The organism is Streptomyces sp. NPDC087906, assembly GCF_055584925.1.
Genome location: NZ_JBVJLC010000012.1, coordinates 112,234 through 136,420, shown reverse-complemented (window position 1 = coordinate 136,420; position 24,187 = coordinate 112,234). Strand labels below are relative to the sequence as shown.

Sequence of the window (24,187 nt, the reverse complement as noted above, 5' to 3'; positions counted from 1 at the left end):
GGTGCGCCGCGCCGTGGCAGACCGGCCCGGACCGCTGCGGGGGCGGTCCCGAAGGTGATGACACGTTCCGTCTCCAGACTGGAGCTCAGCGGATGCTGTAGCCACCGTCGACGCTGACCACGCTTCCCGTGGCATGCCGGGATTCGTCGGAGGCCAGCCATACGGCGGCCGCCGCCACGTCCTCGGCCTCGACCAAGGCGTTCATGGGCTGCTGCGTGATGAAGGACGCCTCGTGGTCGGCGGGGTCGATGCCGATGCTGCGGCCGATCTCGACGAGCATCCGGCCTTCGTCGGCGTGCCCGTCGCGGACCGAACCGGGGCAGATCGCGTTGACCCGCACCCGGTACGGCGCATAGTCGAGAGCGGCCGCCTTGGTGAGGCCGACGAGGCCGTGCTTGGAGGCCACGTAGCCGGCGAAGTTCCGGTAGCCGACCAGGCCCGCGGTGGAGGCGATGTTCACGATGCTGCCCGTACGGCGCTCGGTCATGGCGGCGCCGACCGCCTTGGTCATGCGCCAGGGGCCGTTGAGGTTGACGTCCATCAGCACGGCCCAGTCGTCCTCGGTGACTTCGTGGACGATCTTCCCCGAAGGACCGGCGATTCCCGCGTTGTTGATCAGGATGTCGACCTTCCCGAACCGCTCCACGGCCTCCGCGGCCACGCGCTCCGCCTCTTCGGCGCTGCGCACGTCGGCCACCAGCGGCAGTACCGCCGAGCCCAGCTCCCGGCAGAGCCGGGCGGTGTGGTCGAGCTGGCTGCGCGAGGCGAGCGGATAGGGCACCCCCGGGATGTCGGCCGCGATGTCGACCAGGACGAGAGAGGCTCCCTGTCCGGCGAACGCGGTCGCGCAGCTCCGTCCGATGCCGCGACCGGCACCGGTGATGACGGCGGTCCTGCCGGCCAGGCGACCGCTCATGAGGCGGTTTTGGCGGCATGGACCTCGTCGGCGATCAACTGAAGCAGCTCGGTCCAGTGGTCGACCAGGTACATGTGGCCTCCGTCGATCTCGGCGAGCCGGAACCCGGCGCTGGTGACGGTGCGCCAGGCGCCCGCATCCGCCGCGGAGACCATGTCGTCGTCGCTGCCCCGGACGGCGAGTACGGGCGCGGTGAGCGGTTCGGACGGGTCGAACACATGGTTCTCGTGCATCGCCACGTCGGCGCGCAGCGGAGGCAGCAGCAGTTCCCGCAGCTCGGGCTCGTCGAGCGCGGGGTGGTGATAGCCGGAGATCCGCCGGACCCCGGCCACGAACGCGTCGTCGGACAGACCGGTGATCCGGCCGGCCCGCGGGATTCCGGGGCGGGTGGAGCCGCTGGGGACCAGGGTGATGTCGGTCCCGGGGCTGCGCCGGACGAGCGCCCGTACCGTCTCGTACGCGAGGATCGCACCGAAGCTGTGGCCGAATACGGCGACCCGGTCCGCGTGTTCGACCGTCTCCAGGAGTTCGGGGACGATGACCTCCAGCAGGGAGTCCATGTCCGTGCACTCGGGCTCGGCGAATCGCTTCTCCCTGCCGGGGATCTCCACGGGGACGACGTGCAGGCCGGCGTGGTGCCCGATCCAGGGCCGGAAGAAGGCGGCTCCGGCTCCGGCGGGCGGGAAGCACAGCAGGGTGGTGCTCGACATGAGTCTCTACTCCCTGAGGGTTGGTCGGTTACGGTCGGACCGGTCGCGGCTCAGGCCCCGTCGTCGGCCTCGACCATGAGTCGCAGGACTTTCCAGGCGACCTCGGCCACGGTGAAGTCGGCGTACAGATCCCGGACCGCGATGTCGATCCCGAAGTCGTCGCGAACCCGCGCCGCGAGCCGCACGGCCGTCAGCGACTGGCCGCCGAGGTCGAAGAAGTTGTCGTTCGCGCCGACGCGTTCGACTCCCAGCACTTCCTCCCAGATCCGGGCGACCTCCACTTCCAGCGGCGTACGCGGGGCGGTGTACCCGCCGTCCTCGTCGGCCGGTTGCCCGTCCGGCAGCGGAAGGGCCGTCACGTCGACGTCCCCGGACGCGGTCCGGGGGATCGCTTCGACCCCCACGATCTGCGACGGCAGCCAAGCGGCGGGCAGCCGCTCGGCCAGCAGACCGAGCGTGGCGGGGGCGTCAAGCCGCCCTCCGGGTACGGGAACCACGTACGCCGCGGGAAGCCAACCGCCCGACGCGGTGGGCCGCATCAGCACCGTGCACGCCTCGACCCCGGGCAGGGCGGCGAGGGCGCGCTCCGTCTCCCGCAGATCCAGCCGGATTCCGTCCACCAGCCGTAGCTGATCCGTACGGTCCAGCAGTTCCACCGTGCCGTCGGGCAACCTGCGCGCCCGCTCGTCCGTACGCAGGAGCCGGGCGCCGGGACGGGACCCGTACGGATCGGGGACCAGCCGCGCGGCCGTCAGGCCGGGCCGGTTGAGGAAGCCGGGACCGAGCGCGGGACCGCCGACGTACAGCTCGCCCGTCACCCGGAGCGGTACCGGTTCCAGCCGGTCGTCCAGGACGTGGAGGTCGTGGCCGGGCAGCCGCTGTCCGCCCGCCGCTGTGGTGGTGCGGGCGGCCTCGCGCCCCGTGAGGGGGCCGCCCGCCTCGGGCAGGCCGAGGAGCTGGAACACCTGGACCGCACCGTCGGCGACGAGTTCGTGAGCCCGGCGCGCAACCTCAGGGGCGTCGCCGACGACGGCCCTGGTGACGGTGGCCGCAAGGGTGGGGAAGTCCGCGGGGCGCAGCCCCACCAGGGACGCCACGGAGGCCGAGGAGACCGCTTCCTCGGGCGCGCCGGACAGGACGAGCTCCGCGCCGTGGAGCAGCACCGGGAACATCTGCCGGAGCACCTGCTCGGGCTGCGGGGCCGGGCAGAGCCAGCGGTCACCGGAGGTGAGGGACAGCAGCCGCGCGGTATCCCGGGCGCCGGTCAGCACGGCACCGTGGGTCAGACCGGCCGTCACGAAGGACCCCTCCCGCGAAGCCGTCCAGGAGAGCAGGGCGAGGTCGTGCGGACCCGCAGGGTCCACGGCCTGTGATGTGTCCGCATCCGCATCCGCATCCGCATCCGCATCCGTGGACCGCACCGCTGCCTCGGTGAGGACGAAAGCGGTACCGGGCTCGGCCACCAGTCGTCGGACCAGGTCCTCGGGCAGCGCGGGGTCCACGGGGAAGCAGATGCCGCCGGCCTTGAGCGTCGCCAGTGCCGCGACGGCGAGGGTGCAGGACGGCGGCATCGAAAGGACCACCGGGGTGCCGGCCCGCACGCCCGACCGCCTCAGCCGGAGCGCCAGTTCGGTGGAGCGCCGGTCGAGTGCGGTGTAGTCGAGCCGTCCGTCACCCGCCACCACGGCCGGCGCACCGGGTGTCCTGGCCGCCCACGAGGCGACAGCCCGGTGCACCTGCCCGGCCATCAGGTCGGCCGCCGGGCTGTTCCAGCGGGTCAGCAGCGTGTCCCGCTCCTCGGCGGAGAGCAGCGCCAGTTCGGAGACGGCACGGTCGGGCCGCTCGGCGATCGCCTCCAGGACGGCGACGAAGTGAGCGCTGACGCGCTCGGCGGTGGTCGCGTCGAACAGGTCGGCGCTGTACTGCAGCACGGCATGGTGGCCGGTGTCACCCGGCCGGATGTCCAGGATCAGATCGGACTTGGCGGTGCCGGTGTCGATGTGCACCATCTCGAAATCCAGGCCTGCCGACTCCCATCGTTCGGGCGACCTGGCCTGGAGCACCAGCATCACCTGGGCCCGCGACTGTGCGCCGGACGGGCGCTGCCTGCGCAGCAGGTCCATCGCGTGCTCGAAGGGCAGCTCCTGGTTCCGGAAGGCGGCAAGGCAGACGGCCCTTACCCGGTCGAGCAGTTCGAGGAAGTCCGGATCGCCGGACAGATTGGTGCGCAGCAGCAGGGGATTGACGAAGTAGCCGATGAGGCCCTCCAGTTCGGGCCGGGTGCGGCCGGACATCGGAGAGGTCACGGTGATGTCGTCCTGCCCGCTGTACCGGGCGAGGAGCACGTCGAACGCGGCGAGCAGCACCATGAACGGCGTCGCGTTCTGCCGACGGGCGAGGGCCTCCAGCCGGGTCACCAGCGGGCCCGGGATGGTGAAGTGGTGTGCTCCGCCACGGTCCGAAGGGACGGCCGGGCGCGGCCGGTCGGCCGGCAGCTCAGGGGGCAGGGCGCCGGCCAGCGTCTCGGACCAGTGGCCGGTCAGCTCCCGCAGCCGGTCTCCGGTCAGGTGGTCGCGCTGCCAGACCGCGAAGTCCGCGTACTGGATGGGCAGTTCGGGGAGTGCGGGCCGCCGGCCGGTCGAATGGGCCCGGTAGGCGGCCGTCAGTTCCTGGAAGAGAATGCCCGAGGAGACGCCGTCGGTCACGATGTGATGCATCACCAGAAGCGCCACATGCTCCCGCTCGCCCAGGCGCAGCAGGCTGAGCCGGAGCAGGGGGCCCCGGCGCAGATCGAACGGGGCCGCGAGTTCCACGCGGGCCTGCTCCTCGAACTCCCCGGGGACGGTGTCGAGCACCGGCACCGTGAGCGGGGCCATCGGCCCGATCACCTGGACGGGTTCCTCCCCGTCGAGGTCGAAGACGGTACGCAGTACCTCGTGGCGCTCGACCAGCGTGTTGAGGGCGTGTTCGAGCGCCTGTACATCCAGCGGGCCCCTCATCCGCACCGCCGCCGTGACGTTGTACGCCGCCTGGCCGGGGTCGATCTCGTTTTGCAGCCACAGACTCTGCTGGGCGAACGAGGTGTCGACCACCAGGGGTTCCTCGGTCATCGGCGTACATCCTCCTCATTCGCGCCGCCCGTACGAAGCCGACGCCCGTCCCGGCACATGAACGGCTGGTGGCATCCGCTGAGGGGTCCCACCGGGGCTCCCGTCAGTGCGGTCGGTCCCCTCAGCAGATGCCATGGCCTGTAACGGATGTTCTGCCCGAGCGCACCGCACCGGGTAGTCGGGGGACTCCCCTACGCGGGTCCGTGCGGTGCCGCCCGCGAGTGGCGTCGGGCATTCCCCTGACTCCTGCCGAAGCTCTCGCGTTGCCACGATCGGGTTCCTTCCCCTGTCGTACAGAAAGGGGCACCGACGTGTCCGAGCCGACCACCGCAGCGCGCACAGGCCCCGTCCACCCGGCGACGTCCACCGCGGTGCGGGAGCTGTCCTCCTGGGGCGGATACCTTCAGCCCGCGGCCGAGCAGTCCGACCTCATCGGCGCGTCATCGGAGGACTGGGCCAGGTTCGCCGGGCACTGGGACGATCTGACCGTCGACACCTACATGCGGGACGGCGGCGCCTATCGCTACCGCCGTTACGGACACTTCCGGCTCGACGCCGCGGCCGCGGAGCTGTCGGCCCTGCCGCACGGCCCCTACCGGCAGGAGAGTGACGTCAACCCGCTGAACGGCGGGATCGAGCGCCACTTCGACCCCCTGACCGACGACTTCCTCGCCGACCCGCTGACCCGTTCCATCGTGCTGGCGCTCGGTGAGATCTTCTCCGCCGTCGAGGGGGCCACCGGCTGGGACGTCAAGCTGCACCCGTTCCGCATCGTCACCAGCCCCGGCGAGACCGGACGCCCCGCGCCGCAGGGGCGGCACCGTGACGGTTCCACCTTCGTCACCTCGCTGCTCGTCAACCGGACGAACGTGACGGGCGGCGAGAGTTCGCTCTACACCCCGCAGGGTGAGCAACTGCTGGCCGCGACCCTGGCCGAGCCCGGCGACCAACTGCTGGTGGACGACCGGGTCGTCCTGCACGACGTGACGCCGGTACTCCCGGTCGACGTCGCTGTGCCCGCCTACCGTGACGTGCTGATCGTGGACTTCGACCGGCTGTGAGCGCCTCCGCTGCCGGCGACCGCCGCTTCGGCAAGGGCTTCTGGCGGTTGTGGACCGCCACCACCGTCTCCGGCCTCGGCGACGGGGTCCGGCTCATCGCGCTGTCGGTGTTCGCCGCGACCCTGACCAGCGATCCGTTCCAGGTGTCGCTGGTGACTGTCGCCGGCCAGTTGCCCTGGGTCCTGGTGGGTCCGTTCAGCGGAACTCTCATCGACCTGGTGGACCGCTGGCGGATGCTGTGGGTCTGTGACGCCGCGCGGTCGGCCGTCCTCGGCTGTTTCGTCGTCGCGATCCTCACCGACCGGGTGGGCATCGCCGTACTCGTCGCCACGGCGTTTCTGCTGAGCGCGATCGAGACGATGGCCGACAACTTGTCTCAGGCCGTGGCATCCGATGTGACGGGTTCACGCAGCCTCGACTCGGTCAACAGCAAGCTGCTGACCGGCCGGCTGGTCACCATGGAGTTCCTCGGCGCACCGGTCGGCACCGCGCTGTTCGTGGTCGCCCACCTGCTTCCTTTCGGACTGGCCACCTTCTGCTTCGCCGTTTCCACGGTGCTGATCTTCGCCGCCCGGCCCGAGACAGCGGCCGCTCCCGGGGTTCCCCTGGTGCTGCGCGCTCTCGGGTCCCAGACCGCCGAAGGCATCTCCTGGCTGTGGCGCCACCGCGTGCTGCGCACCGTTTGCCTGATGGTGGGCGCGCTCAACTCGGCCGTGCTCGCCGTGCTCGGCATCGCGGTGCTCTACGCCCTGCACATTCTCCACGTCAGCGAGACGGTCTACGGGCTGCTCCTTCTCGTGATCGCCGGTGGCGGGCTGCTCGGGCTGCTGAGCGCGGAGTACCTCATCGCGACACTCGGCCGCGGTCGAGTTCTCCAAATCGCCCTGGCCATCTGCCCGTTCGCGTTCGTCGGCAGTGGCATCGCATCCGAGCCGCTGATCGCCGCCGTCGCCTTCGCCTTCGTGGGAGCGAGTGTCGCGCTGGTCAACGTCGCCACCACGACTCTGCGGCAGGTACTCATCCCGCCCGACCGGTTCGGCCGGGTCAACGGCGCCTACCGCCTCGTGGTCAACGGTCTCTCGCCGCTCGGCGGACTGGGCGGCGGCCTGCTCGCCGACCGGTTCGGGCTGCGCGCCCCGTTCTTCGCGGCGGCCGTGCTGCTCGCCGCCTGCGCCGTCGCCTCGCTGTTCCTGCTGACCAACCGGACTCTCGGCGCGCTGCCGGAATCGTCCGAAGAGCCCGCCGCCGACGGCCCGGAGCCCGGCCTTTCCGTCACGGACAGCTCCTCCTCGTGAGCTTCCGTACGATCCCGCCGGGCGCCGCGGGACCGGCTACCGGCAAGCCGTGCCGGCGCGGTGGTGCTCGTCAGGCGACAGCATCGAGGTCGACGGCGATCCACAGGGCGGACGCCCTGGCGAGCAGTGTGCCGTCGTAGGCGTCGTAGAGAGCGGTGGTGTTCACCGCTGTCCTGCCTTCGGTCCTCTCCAGCCTGGCCACCACCACACAGGTGCGTCCGGTCCGCGGCAGGACGTCGATCTCGGCGGTCATCCGGCCGAGCAGCCGAGGCTGCCGCACCGGATCCGCCGTCCAGCCGCCCGGACAGTCGAGCGCGCTCCAGACGATCTCGGCGGGGACCGTGCCGTCCGGGCCGGCCTCCGTGGGCGCGGGTGTCCATGTGCAGGCCACGGTGGACGGGCGCGCCGCAACCGGGCCGGGCCGCAGACCCAGGCCGGTCCCCGGACGCTCGGTGCCGCAGACGAAGCAGGTGGGGAACGGGTGCCCGGCTCCGTCGAAAGACTCTTCCGCCTGTTTGGCCTCCGCCGCCGTCACCGACGTGAGTACGGGAATGTCCCCGCTCGCCGTGGCCACCGACGCGACCACATCCTGGCCGTACCAGGCATGGCCGCGCCGGCCGGCCGGCCGGTATTCGAGCGGGGTGTCCAGCGGCACGGGCAGGTGGAGCGTCACCGCCGCGGGCCCCGTCAGATGACCGGCGGATTCGGCCAGGCCGGCCAGGGTGCCGCACGCGTAACCGCCGTTGGCGCTGCTCGGTGGGCCGTTGAAACCGGGAGCGATGCTGAAGGTGGATATCGCGGACAAAAGACGTCCCCTCGACGGCGCTCGGATGCTGTCTCCTCGCGACCGCACTGTACGTGAGGACCGGCGGTGTGCCGGGGCTCACCAACTGTCAGGAGTGCTCCCGACTACTGTCCTCACCAGGCAAGTTGCCAAGCTTTCAGGCTGTTCCCCGCTGTACTCCGCCACCCCTCTGTAGTCTGGGTACAGCCGCAAAACGCTGTAATTCTCCGCTACTTCGCAGAAGGTCACATATGCCCCAACGTACCGATACTCCGCCGACCTTCGACGATCGCGCCACGCTGGACACGTTCCTCGACTACGTCCGGGCCACCGTGCATGCCAAGTGCGAGGGCCTCTCGGACGAGAACGCTCGCAAGGCCCTCCTGCCCGGTTCGCCGCTGATGACGGTGGCCGGCCTGGTCAGCCATGTGCACTGGGTCGAGAACTACTGGATCGCGGTCGTGTTCCAGGGCGGCGCGAACAAGCACCCCGGGACGGAGGACGACCCGGACCGTGAGTTCCGGATCGCCCTGGACGTACCCCTCGCACAACTGCTCGACACGTACGAGAAGCAGTGCGCCGAGTACCGGGAGCTGCTCGCCGGCCTCGACCTGGAGACCACGGCCGCACTGCCCATCAGCGACGGCCGCCACGTCACGCTCCGCTGGGTGCTCATGCATCTGGTCGAGGAGATCGCCCGGCACAACGGCCACATCGACATCCTCCGCGAACTGGCGGACGGGGTCACCGGCGACTGAGCCGTCAGCCGGTGCGATCCAGCGGATTCGTGAGAATCCGCTGGGCGATTCCGTCGCGCAGCGAGGCGGCGGGAGAACTGTCCGGCTTGTGCTCCGCCTGGTCGCGGAAGCAGGCGAGGAACTCCTCCGCGATCCCGGCGCGTGGGTATCGCCGCAGGATCTCAGCCTTGAAGTCGGCGGAGAAATCGTCCATGTGCCGCCCCGAGATGTCCATGCTGGTGGAACGCTCCAGCAGGTGCCCCTCCGGGTCCGCCGCCACGTCGACGGAGTTGAGCATGTGGCTGATGACTACCTCCGCCAGTCGCTGCCGCCGGGCCGCCGGCCATCCGGCCCCGGCGCCGAACACCCGGGCCACGTGGGCGCCGGCGTGGTCGAACCCCACCGTTCGGTTGTCGAACTCCGGCACCAGGGCGATGTCGTGGAACATCGCTCCGACGTACAGCAACTCGGGGTCGAACGCTATGCCGTGTGCCGCGCCGTAGGCCGCCGCCCAGACATAAGCCCGTACAGAATGGTTCAGCAGCGCCGGGGAGCAGTAGAAGGTGGCAACCTCCAGGGCGGTCCCGCACGCGGGAGTGTCGGGAATGTCAAGCGCGTCAAAAGTCATGGCGACGAGTATGCCTGTCGTCAAGATCCCGGAAATCGGCCGACGCGGGCAGGCGTTCGGGCTGCCTTGCCGGTGGCCGGAGTGCCCGTCAGGAGTGTTCCCGACTGTCAGCGCGGCCTGTGGGGTTGCCAGTCTCTTCCGGGACCCACGGGTGTGACTTCGCAGCGCCCTCGGACAACAGAGGTGCTGATGACCCGGATTCGCCCCGAGGCGGGGAGTCGGACACCGACGACATGGCTGGGCGACTGGTCGCACAGTGAGCACGTCGCACCGCGGGTGCTCTGCCTCCCGGGCGCCGGCACCGCGGCCCACACGTTCCGGCCCTGGTCCCGTATCGGTGAGCCCGCCGTGCACTCGACGGAGGAGATCCTGCGGCCGCTGAGCGAGGAGGCGGCCGCGCCGGCCGGCCGCCCGCCGGCGGACTGCGCCCGACGGCTCACGGCCTCCGGGCACTTCTTCAGCCAGGACAAGGTGACCGAGGTGCTGGAGCGGCTGCGCGCCGACGTGGCCGCCACGCTCGGTGCTGTCACGCGTCCCGCGCCGGTTCACCGGCCCGAGTACCGCGCACGACTGCTGTGAGGGGCGCGGGCACGGCGCCCCACCGCGAGCGCGCCCACGGCCGCGGCGGCCACCGAAGCAGCCAAGTCCACCGTCCCGTCACCGAAGAGTGAGGCGCCCATGCGACCGGCAACGCTGACAGCCGAACAGAGGGAACTGCTCAACCGCCTGGTGGACCGCCAGGCCCCGGCTGCCGCCAACAGCCGCATCACCGCGTACGGCGGCGACCGCGGTGCCATGCCGTTGTCCTCTGCCCAGCAGCGCATCTGGTTCTTCAACCAGTTGCAGCCCGAGGCGACCCTCTACAACGTCGCGGGAACCGCCCGGCTGCGCGGCCGGCTCGACAGGGAACTGCTGCACCGCTGCCTCGGTGAGATCGTCGACCGGCACGAAGTGCTGCGCACCACCTATGGGCAGGTCGACGGCGTGCCCGTACAGACCGTCCGCCCCTTCACCGGCATCGAATTTCCGCTGGCCGACCTGACGGACCTGCCGGCCGGAGAGCGGGAGGCCGAGGCGCTGCGCCGTTGCCAGGCCGAGACCGACCGGCCCTTCGACCTCGAACGCGATCTGATGCTGCGGCCGGTTCTGCTGCGGCTGGCGGCGGACGAGCACCTGCTGCTGATCTGCCAGCACCACATCGCCACCGACGGCTGGTCGCTCAACGTCCTGATCCGCGAGCTGGGGGAGCGGTACCGCGCACACCTGTGTGGCGACGTGCCGGACATTCCCGAACTCCCGATTCAATACGGCGACTTCGCCGCCTGGCAGCGCGATTGGATGGGCGAGCCGGTGGTGGCGCGCCAGCTCGACTACTGGCGCGGGCAACTCGCCGGGACCCGCCTCGTGGACATCGCCACCGGCCTGCCCCGGCCGACCGAACTGACCTGGCACGGCGGCACGCTCAAGTACCGGATCACCCCGGACATCGTCCGCCGGATCACCGACCTGGCCGAGGCCGAGCGGGCCACCCCGTACATGGCGCTGATCGCGGCGCAGTCGGTGGTGCTCTCGCGCTGGAGCGGCCAGGACGACATCGTCATCGGCTGTGCCGTCGCCGGGCGCAGGCACGCCGAGCTGGAACACCTCGTGGGCTGCTTCGTCAACGAGGTCGCCATGCGCATGGACACCTCAGGGGCGCCGAGCTACCGCGATCTGGTCCGGCAGGCCCGGGAAGTGTGCCTGGGTGCCTACGATCACCAGGACGTGCCCTTCGAGCGGGTCGTCGAGGTCGTCGTCCCCGAACGGGACACGCTCGCCCGGGTACCTCTCATCCGCCATCAGCTCGGCTTCCACAATGAGCCGCGTTCGAGCATCGAGATGCCGGAACTCTCCTTCTCCGTGGAGCCGTTGAGCACCAATACCGCGCGCTTCGACCTTGAGGTGGACCTCTCGCCCGACGGCGACGGCGGCATCAGCGCCAACGTGTACTTCTCCACCGACGTCTTCACCGAAGACATCGTGCTCCGTATGCTGGACTCCCTGCGCACGGTCCTCGACGGGGCGGGCCAGGAGCCGGACGCGCCCGTCACCGGCCTGCCGGTCCTCGGTGAGCGCGAACTGGCCCTGCTGAGGGACCACAGCGACGTCCGCCCGGGGCGGACGGATGTCCGCGCCACGGTCCCGGCGCTCATCGAAGAACAGGCGCGGCTCCGCCCGGCCGCGCCCGCCGTCCGCCACCACAACGGCGGCCTCACCTTCCGAGAACTGGACGAACGCGCCAATCGCCTCTCCTGGTGGCTGCGCGACCTGGGGGTGGCCCCCGGCCAGCCCGTCGCGGTCTGCATGCCGCCGTCCGCCCACCTCGTGGTCTCACTGCTCGCCGTACTCAAGGCCGGCGGTCTGGCCGTCCCCCTCAACCCCCGCTGTCCGGTCGCCGATATCAACGAAGCCCTCCTGGACTGCTCCACGGGACTGGTACTTCTCGACGGCGAGGCCCCGGACGGGCTGGACTTCATGGTCAGCCCGGTCGACGTGACGGGGGATCTGGCGCGGTGGTCCGCCGACGGCCCGGCATCCGTCCCGGCGCCGGAGCAGGGCGCTTTCGTCAACTACCGCCACCCGCTGGATGCCCCCCCGCGCGGCCTGGTCAACACTCATGCCGGCGTCGTCCACCGGCTCCGCTGGGCCGCCGCCACCTACCTGGACGGCAGGGGGGCGGACGGCGGAGAGCACACGGTGCTGTCGACCGGAGCCGGATTCGATCTCTCGCCATGGGAGTTCCTGTGGGCTCCGGCGGCCGGAGCGCGCCTGGTCATCGCCGACAGCGACGAGTCCGCCGCGCCGGCCGGGACCCTCTCCTCCGAGGCGGTCACCGTCCTGCGGTGCACCCCGTCGGAACTCGCCGCACTGCTCGAAGCCGACGAGGTTCCCGCCACTCTGCGCCAAGTCGTCCTGCGCGACGAGCGGCCCTGGCCCGGCCTCATCGCCCGGCTGGGCGAGATCGCCCCTGGCTGCCGGGTCCACCTCCAGTACGGCCCCGCCCACGCGGCGCTGGACGTCATCGCCCAGCGGTTCGGGACCGGACACCGCCCCGAGGCGCTCACAGCGGCGGCCGGCCCGCCCGAGTCCGGCGCCACGTTGCGCGTCCTGGACGCGGCGGGCCTGCCGGTTCCGATCGGCATGCCCGGCGAACTCTGGCTGGGCGGCGCCCCGCTGCCCGAGGGATACCTCGGCAGGCCACACGAGAGCAGCTCGCTGCTGGCCGACGACCCGCTGCACGAAGGCGGCCGCCTGCTCCGCACCCACCAGCGCGTACGCCGCCTTCCCGACGGCACCCTGGACCCGCTCGGCGAGGAGATCCGCGTACGCACTCACCGCGTCGAGCCCAGCGAGGTGGAGGCGGTGCTGCACGGCGCGTCCGGGATCGAGCGGGCCATGGTCACCGCACGGCCGGGCGACGAGGGTCCCAGCGTGATCGCCCACGTGTCCCTGTCCCCGGAAGACGACCCCGACAGCGGCGCCACGGCCCGCGCGAGGTTCACGGAGATCTACTCCACACGCGCCGCCGAGGACGATCCGACGCTCAACGGGGGCGGCTGGAACAGCCCGCAGACCGGCGAATATCTGACCGGCGCCGAAATGCGCGAATGGGCCGACATCACCTTTCGGCAGATCCTCGCGCTCGAACCGGCTCACGTTCTTGAGATCGGCTGCAAGACCGGTGGGCTGCTGTTCCGGCTGGCGCCACGCTGTGCCTCGTACGTCGGTACCGACCTCTCCGCTCACGCACTGCAGCACATCCGCGACCATCGCGACTGGCTCGCCAGCAAGGTCGACGACGTCGAGCTGATGGAACGGGCCGCCGACGACTACGACGGACTGGCCGAAGGCAGCTTCGACACCGTCGTGCTCAACTCGGTGATCCAGTACTTCCCCGACACGCGGTACCTGGAGCGGGTCCTGGCCGGCGCCTTGCGGATGCTGCGCCCCGGCGGCCACATCTACCTCGGTTCCGTACGCAGCTTCCCGCTGCTGGGCGCCCTGCATCTGCCCCGGCAACTGGACCTCCTGGAGGCAACTGATCCCGCAGGCCGGCTGCGCCAGGCGGTGTCGGCCCGGGTCGGCAGGGAGGAGGAACTGGCCCTCGATCCGCGGTACTTCAGCGAACTGGCTCAGCGACTGCCCGGTATCGCCGAGGCGTTCGTGCTCCCCAGGCTCGGCCGCCACCGCAACGAGCTGGGAGCGTACCGCTACGACGTGGTACTGCGGGCGGGCGAGCCGGTACGCCCCGGCACCGCCGACCTCACCCTCGACTGGCAGACGGACGGCCTGACCACCGGCGCCGTGACCGAGTTCCTGCGGGAGAGGGCCCCCCGGCGGATGCTGCTCGCCGCCGTGCCGGACAGCCGCGTGCACACCCGGCTGCGCGCCTGGTCGGACCTGATCGCGGGTCGCACCGCTGACGTCTCCCAGACCGTGGCGGCGCTCACCCCTCGCCCCACCGAGCCCGGCGGACCAGTGGATCCGTACGTGTTCGCGGCACTTGCCGAGAAGGCCGGCTACACCGCGCTGGTGCGGTACGCCGAGAACGCGGCAGCCGGCACCGTCGAGGTGCTGCTCACCCGCACGGAAGCCGCGGAAGCCGCGGACGCCGCAGGAGCCGGGCAGGCGGGCTCCGCCGGCCCGCTGCCGGACGGTTTCGGCAGCAGGCCGGCGGCCGGCACCGCGACGGCCCCGCACGGCGCCTTGCACAACGACCCGCTCACCCTCACCCGAGAACGGGCCGCGGTGACCAGGGTGCGCCGGCACCTGCAGCAGCGACTGCCCGCCCACGCGGTGCCCGAGCATCTCGTGGTGGTCCCCGGTTTCCCCATCGGCCGCGCGGGCGTGGCCGACTCCGCGGCCCTCCCGGACCCCGACCTCGCGGCCGCGGCGGCCGAGACGCAGCGGGAGCCGGTCACCGAGACCGAGAGCCGGCTCACCGTCATCTGGTCGGCGGCCCTCGGCGTGGACCGGGTCAGCGTCCACGACGACTTCTTCGCACTCGGCGGCCACTCGCTGCTCGGCTCCGAGGTCATGGACACCGTGCGCAAGGAGTACAAGGTCGACGTACCGCTCGGCCTGCTCTTCGAGTCGCCGACCATCGCAGCCGTCGGAGCGTACGTGGACGAGCAACTGGCCAAGCCCGGCGAGGCCGTGGCCCCCATCCAGCGCATCGACCGGGCGGCCCTGCGCCGTCGCCGTGGTGCGGCCGCGTCCGCCCCCTCCAAGGAGAACTCGTGACATCAAGGACCGAATCGCAGGAGCGCGGGGCGAGCAGTCCGCAGGACGAAGCCTTCGCCCAGGAGCCCGCTGCTGCTGTGGCCAGTGTGGTCGCGGTCCTGCACCGGTGCACGCTTCAGGACACCGTACGTGTCGCCTGCCGGGACGCCGATACCGAACGCGTGCTGTCGTTCGACCTGTCCCAGGATCCGACGCCGGCCGCTCTGACCGCCGAGGCGCGCGCGGCTCTGGCCGCTCCGGCGCCGGACCAGGACGGCGCGGAGGCGGACCCGTCAGCCGTGGCCGATGTCCGGCTCGTATGGGACGCCGAGCCCGCGGGCACGGCTCCGGGACTGACCGTCGAGGCGGGTCCCGCCCAGTGGCGGGCGACCGCCGGCGCCGGGCGGTACACCGAGGAGGACGCCGAGCGGTACACCGGGCTGCTGCACACCGCGCACCGGGCCGTGTCCGCCGACGCCGACGTGCCGCTGTCGGTGCTCCCGCTGACCACCGCCGACGACCTGACCCTGGTGCGCGCCCAGGCGGGTACGGGCCGCGCTCCGGTGCCTGCCCGGCCGCTGCACGTGATGATCCAGGAGCAGGCGGAACGTACTCCGGACGCGGTCGCCGTGAGCTGTGCCGGAGCGGAGCTGACCTATCGCGGGCTCACTTCGCGCGCCGACCGGCTCGCCCGCCGGCTGCAGAACGAGGGCGTGGGTCCCGACCGGGTCGTCGGCGTCCTCGCCGAGCGGTCGCCCGACCTCGTCATCGCGCTGCTGGCCATCCTCAAGTGCGGCGCCGCCTACGCGGCGTTCGAGCCGGACCTCCCGGCCCAGCGGCTGCACCGATCGCTGGCCGACGCCGGTGTCGGCCAAGTGCTGGCACAGGACAGGCTCGCCGCGTCGGTGCCGGCAGGCATCAGCGTGTTGCCGCTGACCGCGGCCGGGCAGGAGAACGCGGTGTCACCGGTCTGCGTCGAGGTGGCGCCCGCCGCGGTGGCGTATGTCAGTTTCACCTCCGGGTCGACCGGGACCCCCAAGGGCGTTCGGGTTCCGCATGCCGCCGTCTCCCGGCTCGTCGTCGAGCCCAACTGGGCCGAGTTCGGCCCGCACGACGTCTTCCTGCAGCTCGCTCCGGTCGCCTTCGACGCCTCGACTCTCGAACTGTGGGCGCCGCTGGTCAACGGGGGGCGCCTGGCCGTGCACCCGCCGGGCCCGCTCTCCACCGAGCGGCTCGCCGCCACTCTCGTGGACGAGAAGGTGACCGTCGCCTGGATGACCGCGGGTCTCTTCCACCAAATGGTCAACCAGCACCTGGCCGCGTTCGCCGGTCTGCGCCATGTGGTGGCCGGCGGCGATGTGCTCTCAGCGACCCACGTGAGACGTCTGCTGCGCGCCCACCCGGGCCTGGTGTTCACCAACGGCTACGGCCCCACGGAGAACACCACCTTCACCACCTGCTGGACCTCCGCCGAGCCGCCGGCCGGGGACTTCGTCCCGCTGGGTACGCCGATCAGCGGCACCCGCGCGCTGGTGCTGGACCCGGAGATGCAGCCGGTACCGGTCGGTGTGCCCGGTGAGCTGTACGCGGGCGGCGAGGGGCTGGCCCATGGGTACGCGGGCCTGCCGGGCGCCACCGCCGAGCGCTTCGTGCCCGACCCGTTCGCGCCCCGCCCCGGTGCGCGCCTGTACCGCACCGGTGATCTCGTGACCCGCAGGACCGACGGCACTCTGGAGTTCCTGGGCCGGGCAGACCGGCAGATCAAGGTACAGGGCTACCGCGTGGAGCCGGGCGAGATCGAGGCCGTGCTCGGCCGGCACGAGGACGTGCGCCAGGCCGTCGTCGTGGCCCAGAGCGACGACGTCACCGGCAAGCGGCTGCTCGTCTACATCACCGCCGAGCGGCCGGACGACGACAGCCCGGCCGCTCTGGGACTGCGGCTGCGGGAGTGGCTGCGGGGACAACTGCCCGCCTACATGGTCCCGTGGGCGATCCTCACGCTGCCCGCGCTGCCTTTGAACCGCAACGGCAAGGTGGACCGGTCGGCCCTGCCCACCGCCCGCCGGGCCGCCCGCTCGCTCACCACCGAGTACCTGGCCGCGCGTACGGCCACGGAGAGCGCCGTGGCCGAGGAGTGGGGCGACCTCCTGGGGGTCGAACCGGTCGGTGTGGACGACGACTTCTTCGAACTGGGCGGCCACTCGCTCATCGCGGCCGACCTGCTGGGCCGCCTCCAGGACCGCTTCGGTGTGGAGCTGTCCGCACGCACCCTCTACCTGCGCCCCACCGTCGCCGAACTGGCCGAAGAGCTTGACACCTAGGCCCTGTCCGGCCCTGGGCGACCGCCTGAATTCTCGTTGAGACAGGGAGACCTCCGAAATGAAGCTCAGCATGCTGGAGCACCCGGACCGGATCGACCTCGATTCCGTCGATCTGACCGACTCCGCCCTGTACGGGGAGGGCGACCCGCACGCCATCTGGAACGCCATGCGCCGACGCGACCCGGTGCATTGGCAGCAGGTTGACGACACGCTGGGGTTCTGGTCGGTGACCAAGTTCGATGACGCCGACCTGGTGTTGCGCGACCACACGATGTTCACCTCCCAGCGCGGGACCATGCTCTTCCTGCTGGGCAAGGATGATCCGGCACGCGGCCGGCAGATGGCCGCCACCGACCCGCCTCGGCACACCCGGATGCGGGCCCCCATGCAGCGGGCCCTGACGAGCAAGCAGGTGGAGAAGTACCGGGAGGCCGTCACCGACGAGGTGCACCGGCTCCTGGAACCTGCCCTGAGCGGGGAGCAGTTCGATTTCGCCGAGGCGATGATGACGCTGCCGATGGCCACGGCCGGCACCATGATGGGCCTCCCCCGTGAGGACTGGACCCGGCTGACCCAGTTGACGACGATGTCCATCGCTCCCGACGACCCGGAGTTCGCGGGCCCCAACGGCGCCGAGGAGACGCTCAAGGCGGCCCACCGGGAGCTGTTCGCCTACTTCCACGACATTCTGCGGGACCGGCGCAACAACCTCGGCGACGACCTCATAAGCCTGCTGCTGGGCATGGAGATCGACGGCCGGAGCCTGGAGACCGGTGCGGTCCTCTCGAACTGCTACAGCCTGATCCTCGGCGCCAACGTCACCACTCCGTTCGTCCCGACGGGTGCGATGGCCGAGATCGTGGGCACCCCGGCGCTGCACGAATGGCGCGCGGACCCCAAGCTGCTGAACTCAGGAGTGGACGAGGCGCTGCGCTGGGCCTCGCCGACCAACCACTTCATGCGCTACGCGCTGCGTGACATCGAGCTGCGCGGCAAGAAGATCCGGGCGGGCGATGCCGTTGTGGTCTGGTTGGGTTCCGCCAACCGGGACGAGGAGGTCTTCCCGGACCCCTTCACCTTTGACATCCGCCGGAAGCCCAACCGTCACCTGGCCTTCGGCAGCGGTCCGCACTACTGCGTCGGCCATACGGTGGCCCGGATGAGCGTGAAGATCCTCTTCACCGAACTCTTCGAGAGCTTCGACGACTTCGAGTCCGCGGGCGAGGTGGAACACCTGCACTCCAACTTCGTCGCCGGCATCAAGCACATGCCGCTGGTCGGCAAGGTCCGCGCGGAAGCCGCCCGTTCGCACTCGCCTCTCGCCGAGTGAGCGCCTCGAAATGGTTCCTGCGGGAACCGTCACAGGAAAGTGCCGTACGCCTGTTCTGCCTGCCCTACTCCGGGTGCGGGGCGAGCATGTACCGCAAGTGGCCCCGGCTCATCGGTGACATGGAAATAGTCCCGGTCCAGCTCCCCGGCCGCGAGAACCGCTTCCGCGAGACGCCGTACGAGACGTACGAGGCTCTCGCCGACGATCTCGTCGAGGTGCTGCACCCTTACCTGGACCGCCCGTTCGGGCTCTTCGGCCACTGCGGCTCGGCACTGCCCGGCTACGAGACCGCGGTTCGACTGCTGGAGCGTGGATATCCCGTCCCCGACCGGCTGTTCGTCTCCTCACAGGTCGCCCCGCATCGGGGGCCGCACGGCCGCTTCCTGGAGATGTCCGACGCCGAACTGGCCGACGAGGTCCGCACACTGATCGTGCGGCTGGGCGGCAAGCCACGTCCTGACCTGGTCGAGCTGAGCCTGGAGGTCCTGCGGGCCGATGTGGAGACCAACAAGCGCTACCACCCGGACGAGCCGGTCCGGCTGCCCTGCCCCATCACCGCGCTGGGATGGGACCAGGACGTGGAGGTCGACCACCGGCTGATGGGCTCCTGGGCGGACTGCGGGGAGACCACCTTCCGGGTCCTGGAAGGACCGCACTACCGGTTCATGGATGCCCCGGACGACCTGATGGACGCCTTCCTCGCTGATCTCAGCACCTGACTGGCGACGGCAGCGCGCGGCGCGCCGCCCCGGCGGCGGCGCCGCGCGCGGCTGATGCCGCGCTACTCGCCGGTGACACCGCCGGTGAGTTCCCGGACGGCGTCCGGTGAGTTCGGGGACCTCGTCGCGGAGGTCGCGCCACGCCTCTTACGGCGTGCCCCCACCGCCCGGCTCCTCGGCGAGGTACTTGGTGACCTCCTCGTCCGAGAGCCGGGACAGCCAGCCGAGTACGTCGGCCACCTCGCCGTCGCCCGCCTCGGCGAGCTGCCTGCTCTGCACCAGGGACGCCATCCGCTCGATGGTCAGCGAGCCGCTGAGCAGCTCACCGGCGGACAGCGTGACGCCGAACGCGTAACGCACCCGCATCCCGAGCCGGGTGGCCATGAGCGAGTGACCACCGAGCTGGAAGAAGTCGGCGGTCACCGACGGCTCCGGTATCCCCAGCACCTCGCTCCAGATCGCTGCCATCTTGCGCTCCACGGGGTTGCGCGGTGGGATCGTCTCCTCAGGTGCGGCCGCCCACGGGGCCGGATCCGGCAGCGCCGCGCGATCGAGCTTGCCGTGCGGCCCCACCGGGAGTTCCGACAGGACGGTCACCGCGTCCGGTACCAGCCCCTTCGGCAGTGCCTGCTCCAGATGGTGGCGCAGCGTGTCGGGGGAGGGGGACTCCGTGCCTGCGGGTACGACCCAGGCCAGCAGATGCGGCCTGCCCGAGCTGTCGGGCCGTGCCTCTACGACCGAGGCGCGCACGAGCGGATGCCGGTTCAGCAGCGCCTCGATCTCGCCGGGCTCCACCCGCTGGCCGCGGATCTTGAGCTGACGGTCGAGCCGGCCAAGGTACTCGAATGTCCCGTCAGGGAGCATGCGTGCGCGGTCGCCGGTCCGGTACAGGCGTTCGCCGGCGTGGTAAGGGTCGGGCACGAACCGCTCGGCGGTCAGGCCGGGGCGGCCGAGATAGCCGCGCGCCGGAGCGATCCCGCCGATGTGGAGCTCCCCCGGGGCCAGCGGTGGGGCGATCCGGCCCGACGAGTCGAGAACGTAGAGACGGGCGCCCGCGATCGCGCGGCCGATGGGGACGCGGATCAGGCGTGCCTCCGCGGCACCGACGTGCTGGGCCGAGACGTCGATCGCCGCCTCCGTCGGCCCGTACAGATTGTGCAGCCGTACACCGGGCAGCACCTCGGCGAGGCGCTCGGCCAGCGCAGGAGCCAGCTCCTCGCCCGCGCATACGACCTGACGCAGCGTCCGCGCGGCGTGCACGGCATCGGGCTCCTCAAGGAAGACCTGGAGCATCGACGGGACGAAGTGGCAGGTGGTGACGGCGTGCCGGGCGATCAGACGGGCGAGGTAATAGGGGTCGCGGTGGCCCTCAGGCCGGGCGAGGACCAGCGTGGCCCCGGCCACGAGTGGCCCCAGCAGCTCCAGCCCGGCTACGTCGAAGCTCACCGGGGTCTTGAGCAGCACCGCCTCCCCGGCTGCCAGCCCGTAGGCGCGCTGGAACCACACGAGTATGTTCGCCAGGGCGGCGTGGGTCGTCATCACGGCCTTGGGTTCGCCCGTCGAGCCCGAGGTGAACAGCACGTTGGCGAGATGGCCGGGCAGCACCTCCGCGTGGCTGAACGGGCCGGCGCCGCTCCCGTCGGGATCGACCAGCACGGTGCCCTCGGGAGGGGTGAACCCTGGCGCGGATCCGATGAGTACCCGGGCCCGCGCGTCGGCGAGCTGCCGCGTGAGGCGGGCCGGCGGATGAGAGGTGTCGAGGGGCAGATAGGCGCCCCCGGAGAGCAGTACCGCGTACACGGCGGTGACCAGCTCGGGCGAGCGCGGCAGACATACGGCGACCGGCTGGTCCGGGGTCACGCCGAGTGCGCGTAGCCGGGCCGCCAGCCCCCGGGCCCGCGCGTCGAGGTCGCCATAGGTGAGCGAACCGCCGTCCCATGCCACCGCTATTGCCTCGGGGGCCGACCGTGCGACGCGCTCGACGAGCTGGTGGACCAGCACGTCGCCGATCGCCGCCGGGCCGCCGTCCGCGACGGTTCGTGCGATCCGCTCCGCCTCGGCGGGAGCCAGCGTCGGCAGGTCCGCGACAGCGGTGGCCGGCTCGCTGAGCGCTGCTTCGAGCAGGACGGGCAGCCCGGCCAGCAGACCTGCGACGGTCTGCTCCTCGAACAGATCGGCCGCGTAGACGGCATGGCCTGTCAGCGTCCCGTCGAGTCCCGGTCCGAGGTGCACGGACAGCTCGAACTGTGCACCGGGTGCGGGCAGTTCGAAGGGCTCAGCGCGCACACCCCTGGCCTCCCAGGGGTCGGTCGGCAGGTTCTGGAGCGCGAGAAGAGCGCGTACAAGCGGAGCGCGGCCGTCGGCGGCCCGCTCGGTGGTCGCACGGACGATCTCGTCGAACGGCGGCCGCTCATGACCGTAGGCGGCGAGACACTGGGTCCGCACGTCGTCGATGACGGCGGCGAAACTGGCCGAACCGGTCCGCACCCGCAGCGGCAGCGTGTCGGCGAGCATGCCGATGGCGGTTTCGGTGCCCGGCCGGTCCCGACCCGCCGCCACGGTGCCGACCACCAGGTCGTCCTGGCCGCTCCACCGGCCGAGGAGCACGCCGAAGGCCGCCAGCAGAACCATGAAGGGGGTGGCCTCCCGGTCCGCGGCGACCGTCCGCAGCCTTCCGACCAGAGCTGCGGGGAGCTCTACGGGCAGTGAACCGCCGTGCCAGGTGGGCGAGGCCGGAACGGGACGGTCGGTGGGCAGAGCCAGCGCCTGCGCCCCGTCGAGTCGGTCGCGCCATGCGCCGAGGGCCGCCTCGGGCCATGGCGCGCGGGGCGGGACCGCCGCCGGTACCGGGCCGGCCGTCCCGCCCTCCCGGTAGGCGTCACCGAGCCGCCGCAGGAGCAGGCCCATCGACCAGCCGTCGAGCACGGCGTGGTGCGCGGCGACGCCGAGCACCCATTCCCGCGGGCCCCGCCGCAGCAGGAGCAGGCGTACGAGCGGCCCGGAGCCGAGATCGAACGGTTCGGCGGCCAGTGCGCGCAGTGCTTCTCCCACCCCGTCCTCGCCGGGCGCCGTCAGGTCGTGGAACGGCAGCCGGAACGCGTCGGCGGTGGGCCGGACGGACAGACTCAGCGCGTCGTCCGGGCCTCGCAGGAACACCGAACGCAGGAGCGGGACTTCGTCGAAGAGCCCGGTGAGGCAGCGCTCCAGCAGCGCCCGGTCGAGCGGACCGTGCAGCCGAAGGCCGCCGGCGACGTGATAGGCGGTACCCGCGCCCATCTGGTCGAGCAGCCACATCCGTTCCTGCTCGGGAGTGACGACGGTCGGTCCCGCGAACGGGGCAGCGGCCGGTCGCGCGGGTTCGTGAACGGGGAACGCGGCGAGGTCCAGCGGTGTGAGGCCGTCCAGGAACCGGGTGAGCGGGACGTCCACGCCGCGTGCTTCGGAGAGCGCCGCCTTGAGCCGGACGGCGCGCAGCGAGTCGAGACCCTGGCCGACCAGCGGTGCGTCAGCGACGAGTGCGGCGGGGTCGGTGTCCAGCGCCTCGGCGACGAGCGCGGCCAGCTCGACGGGGATCGTCGCCGCCGGTGCGGCCCGCTCGGCCGTCGCCACCGGCTCCAGCGTTCCGGCGAGCCAGCGCGCGCGGCACTCCGCGCGCCGGATCTTGCCGCTGCTGGTGCGCGGGATCCTGCCGATCCGGACGAGGACGACGTCCGCGAGTGCGAGCCCGTGTTCGGCCGCCACTGCCTCGCGCACGGCCCTGACGACGTCGGGCCCGTCCTCTTCCCGGAATTTCCTGACCACCTCGTGCACGAGCACGACCTGCTCCGACGTCCCGTCGTCGACCGCGATCGCCGCGCTCCGGCCCGGGTGCAGGAGCGGGTGGGCCCGCTCGGCCGTCACCTCCAGGTCCGGTGGGTAGAGATTGCGGCCACGGACGATGATCAGATCCTTGATGCGGCCGGTCACGTACAGTTCGGCGCCGTGTCGGAAGCCCAGGTCCCCGGTGCGCAGGAAGGTCCGTCCGGGGTGCCCCTGCGCCGTGGCTCCGAAGGCGGCAGTCGTCTGCTCGGGCCGGTTCCAGTAGCCGCGGGCGACGGTCGGGCCGCTGACCCAGACCTCGCCGACGGCGCCCGTGGGCAACGGCTCGCCCGTGGCGGGATCGACGATCAGCGTGAGGTCCTCGTGGTGCGCCCAGCCGCAGCCGGTCAGCTCGGCGGCGGGCTCACCGGGTGCGGCTGCGACTGCCCGGCCGGTGTCCAGGTCGGGCCGCCGTACGCGCAGGACGGCGGGCTCGGCCGCCGGGTCGTCCCTGCCGGTGACGAACAGGGTGGCCTCGGCGAGCCCGTAGCACGGGTAGAAGGCCGAGCTGCGGAAACCCGCTGTGCGGAACGACTCGGCGAACGCTTCCATCGTGGCACGGTGCACCGGCTCAGCGCCGACGAGCGCGTGCCGCAGCGCCGACAGGTCGAGCCCGTCGCGATCCGCGGGCGCGGTGCGGCGCAGCACCTCGGCGTAGGCGAAGTCGGGGGCGGCGGTGATGGTCGCCCGGGTGCGGCTGAGTGCCCGCAGCCAGCGCATCGGCTGATGGAGAAAGGTCAGGGGGGAGAGAAGCGTGCAGGGGAAGCCCGTGTGTATGGGCTGCAGGATGCCGCCGATCAGTCCCATGTCGTGGTAGGGCGGAAGCCAGCTCACGCCGCGGCTGTTCTCGTCCAGGCCGAGTGAGCGCCCGATCGTCGCCGAGTTGTGCACGAGGTTGGCGTGGCTGAGCATGACGCCTTTCGGCGTCCCGGTGGAGCCCGATGTGTACTGGAGGAATGCCAGGTCGTCCGGGGACAGTTCCGGCTCCCGCCAGTCCTCCGGCGCTGTGGTCGCGTCATCGGTGGTCACCCACGTGAGCGCTGAACCCAGGTCGGGCCGGTTGCCGCGGTCATCGATCACGGCGAGCGTCGCGGAGTCGACCAGGGCGAGCACGGCGCCGGAGTCCGCGGCGATGGCCCGTACCCGCTCCAGGCCGTGTGCGCCGAGCGGCGGGTAGACCGGGACAGCGACCGCCCCGGCGTAGAGGCAGCCGAAGAACGCCGTCACATAGTCGGGGCCGGGCTGGTGGAGGAGCAGGACCCGGTCGCCCCGTCCGGCGCGCTTCTGGATCAGCGCGGCGACCGCCCTGGCACCCCGGTCGAGACCGGCGTATTCCAGCGTACGGATCTCTGTCTCCGAGACCTCGAACTCCAGTGCCAGGCGATGAGGAGTGCTCTCGGCCCGCCGGCGGAGGGTCTCGATGAAGGTGGGGCCCATGTGAACTCCTCGGACGAAG

General features: G+C 71.6%; 14 protein-coding genes. 8 read left to right on the top strand and 6 right to left on the bottom strand.

The features are described 5' to 3' along the window. Positions 1-85: 85 nt before the first annotated feature. Genes ACZ63I_RS28845 through ACZ63I_RS28835 form a run of 3 tightly spaced genes read right to left on the bottom strand, consistent with a single transcriptional unit; the run spans position 86 to position 4,736 of the window. Entirely contained in the window at positions 86-916 is an 831-nt protein-coding gene (locus ACZ63I_RS28845; protein WP_469342086.1) for an SDR family oxidoreductase, read from the bottom strand. Continuing rightward, positions 913-1,626 (bottom strand): thioesterase II family protein, encoded by a 714-nt coding sequence (locus ACZ63I_RS28840; protein WP_469342084.1) that lies wholly within the window; start codon positions 1,624-1,626, stop codon positions 913-915. Before ACZ63I_RS28840 ends, ACZ63I_RS28845 begins: the two co-directional genes overlap by 4 nt. Positions 1,627-1,676: 50 nt before the next feature. Further along, positions 1,677-4,736 (bottom strand): condensation domain-containing protein, encoded by a 3,060-nt coding sequence (locus ACZ63I_RS28835; protein WP_469342082.1) that lies wholly within the window; start codon positions 4,734-4,736, stop codon positions 1,677-1,679. 311 nt (positions 4,737-5,047) lie between these two features. On the opposite strand from ACZ63I_RS28835, the gene ACZ63I_RS28830 reads away from it, so the two are divergent. Both ACZ63I_RS28830 and ACZ63I_RS28825 read left to right on the top strand, forming a co-directional pair. Further along, positions 5,048-5,797 (top strand): 2OG-Fe dioxygenase family protein, encoded by a 750-nt coding sequence (locus ACZ63I_RS28830; protein WP_469342081.1) that lies wholly within the window; start codon positions 5,048-5,050, stop codon positions 5,795-5,797. Then, positions 5,794-7,092: an MFS transporter gene (locus ACZ63I_RS28825; RefSeq protein WP_469342079.1), complete on the top strand. Its 1,299-nt coding sequence runs from the start codon at positions 5,794-5,796 to the stop codon at positions 7,090-7,092. The genes ACZ63I_RS28830 and ACZ63I_RS28825 overlap by 4 nt, the downstream gene beginning before the upstream one ends. 70 nt (positions 7,093-7,162) lie before the next feature. On the opposite strand, the gene ACZ63I_RS28820 is transcribed toward ACZ63I_RS28825, so the two are convergent. Then, positions 7,163-7,897: a hypothetical protein gene (locus ACZ63I_RS28820; protein ID WP_469342078.1), complete on the bottom strand. Its 735-nt coding sequence runs from the start codon at positions 7,895-7,897 to the stop codon at positions 7,163-7,165. A 230-nt stretch (positions 7,898-8,127) separates the two neighbouring features. On the opposite strand from ACZ63I_RS28820, the gene ACZ63I_RS28815 reads away from it, so the two are divergent. After that, the gene (locus tag ACZ63I_RS28815; protein ID WP_469342077.1) at positions 8,128-8,634 is read left to right on the top strand and encodes a DinB family protein; all 507 of its coding nucleotides are present in this window, start codon (positions 8,128-8,130) and stop codon (positions 8,632-8,634) included. Between the two features lie 4 nt (positions 8,635-8,638). Here ACZ63I_RS28815 and ACZ63I_RS28810 read toward each other — a convergent pair whose 3' ends face one another. Then, positions 8,639-9,241 (bottom strand): HD domain-containing protein, encoded by a 603-nt coding sequence (locus ACZ63I_RS28810; protein WP_469342076.1) that lies wholly within the window; start codon positions 9,239-9,241, stop codon positions 8,639-8,641. Positions 9,242-9,430: 189 nt separating this feature from the next. On the opposite strand from ACZ63I_RS28810, the gene ACZ63I_RS28805 reads away from it, so the two are divergent. The 5 genes from ACZ63I_RS28805 (at position 9,431) to ACZ63I_RS28785 (ending at position 18,873) form a co-directional block, all read left to right on the top strand. Continuing rightward, complete coding sequence (locus tag ACZ63I_RS28805) at positions 9,431-9,820, top strand: hypothetical protein (RefSeq protein WP_469342075.1); 390 nt, start codon at positions 9,431-9,433, stop codon at positions 9,818-9,820. Between the two features lie 99 nt (positions 9,821-9,919). Continuing rightward, entirely contained in the window at positions 9,920-14,524 is a 4,605-nt protein-coding gene (locus ACZ63I_RS28800) for a non-ribosomal peptide synthetase (RefSeq protein WP_469342074.1), read from the top strand. Next, on the top strand, positions 14,521-16,824 hold the full coding sequence (locus ACZ63I_RS28795; RefSeq protein WP_469342073.1) for an amino acid adenylation domain-containing protein: 2,304 nt from the start codon (positions 14,521-14,523) through the stop codon (positions 16,822-16,824). The genes ACZ63I_RS28800 and ACZ63I_RS28795 overlap by 4 nt, the downstream gene beginning before the upstream one ends. Positions 16,825-16,882: 58 nt before the next feature. After that, on the top strand, positions 16,883-18,154 hold the full coding sequence (locus ACZ63I_RS28790) for a cytochrome P450 (protein WP_469342071.1): 1,272 nt from the start codon (positions 16,883-16,885) through the stop codon (positions 18,152-18,154). Next, complete coding sequence (locus ACZ63I_RS28785) at positions 18,151-18,873, top strand: thioesterase II family protein (RefSeq protein ID WP_469342070.1); 723 nt, start codon at positions 18,151-18,153, stop codon at positions 18,871-18,873. Before ACZ63I_RS28790 ends, ACZ63I_RS28785 begins: the two co-directional genes overlap by 4 nt. 147 nt (positions 18,874-19,020) lie before the next feature. Here ACZ63I_RS28785 and ACZ63I_RS28780 read toward each other — a convergent pair whose 3' ends face one another. After that, a complete protein-coding gene (locus tag ACZ63I_RS28780) occupies positions 19,021-24,168 on the bottom strand; it encodes an amino acid adenylation domain-containing protein (RefSeq protein WP_469342068.1) in 5,148 nt (1,715 codons plus the stop codon). Between the last annotated feature and the right edge of the window lie 19 nt (positions 24,169-24,187).

Excerpts from the sequence above, each read along its gene's own strand:
- ACZ63I_RS28845 (WP_469342086.1), bottom strand. The coding sequence starts at position 916 with ATGAGCGGTCGCCTGGCCGGCAGGACCGCCGTCATCACCGGTGCCGGT.
- ACZ63I_RS28840 (WP_469342084.1), bottom strand. The coding sequence starts at position 1,626 with ATGTCGAGCACCACCCTGCTGTGCTTCCCGCCCGCCGGAGCCGGAGCC.
- ACZ63I_RS28835 (WP_469342082.1), bottom strand. The coding sequence starts at position 4,736 with ATGACCGAGGAACCCCTGGTGGTCGACACCTCGTTCGCCCAGCAGAGT.
- ACZ63I_RS28815 (WP_469342077.1), top strand. The coding sequence starts at position 8,128 with ATGCCCCAACGTACCGATACTCCGCCGACCTTCGACGATCGCGCCACG.
- ACZ63I_RS28810 (WP_469342076.1), bottom strand. The coding sequence starts at position 9,241 with ATGACTTTTGACGCGCTTGACATTCCCGACACTCCCGCGTGCGGGACC.
- ACZ63I_RS28805 (WP_469342075.1), top strand. The coding sequence starts at position 9,431 with ATGACCCGGATTCGCCCCGAGGCGGGGAGTCGGACACCGACGACATGG.
- ACZ63I_RS28800 (WP_469342074.1), top strand. The coding sequence starts at position 9,920 with ATGCGACCGGCAACGCTGACAGCCGAACAGAGGGAACTGCTCAACCGC.
- ACZ63I_RS28790 (WP_469342071.1), top strand. The coding sequence starts at position 16,883 with ATGAAGCTCAGCATGCTGGAGCACCCGGACCGGATCGACCTCGATTCC.
- ACZ63I_RS28780 (WP_469342068.1), bottom strand. The coding sequence starts at position 24,168 with ATGGGCCCCACCTTCATCGAGACCCTCCGCCGGCGGGCCGAGAGCACT.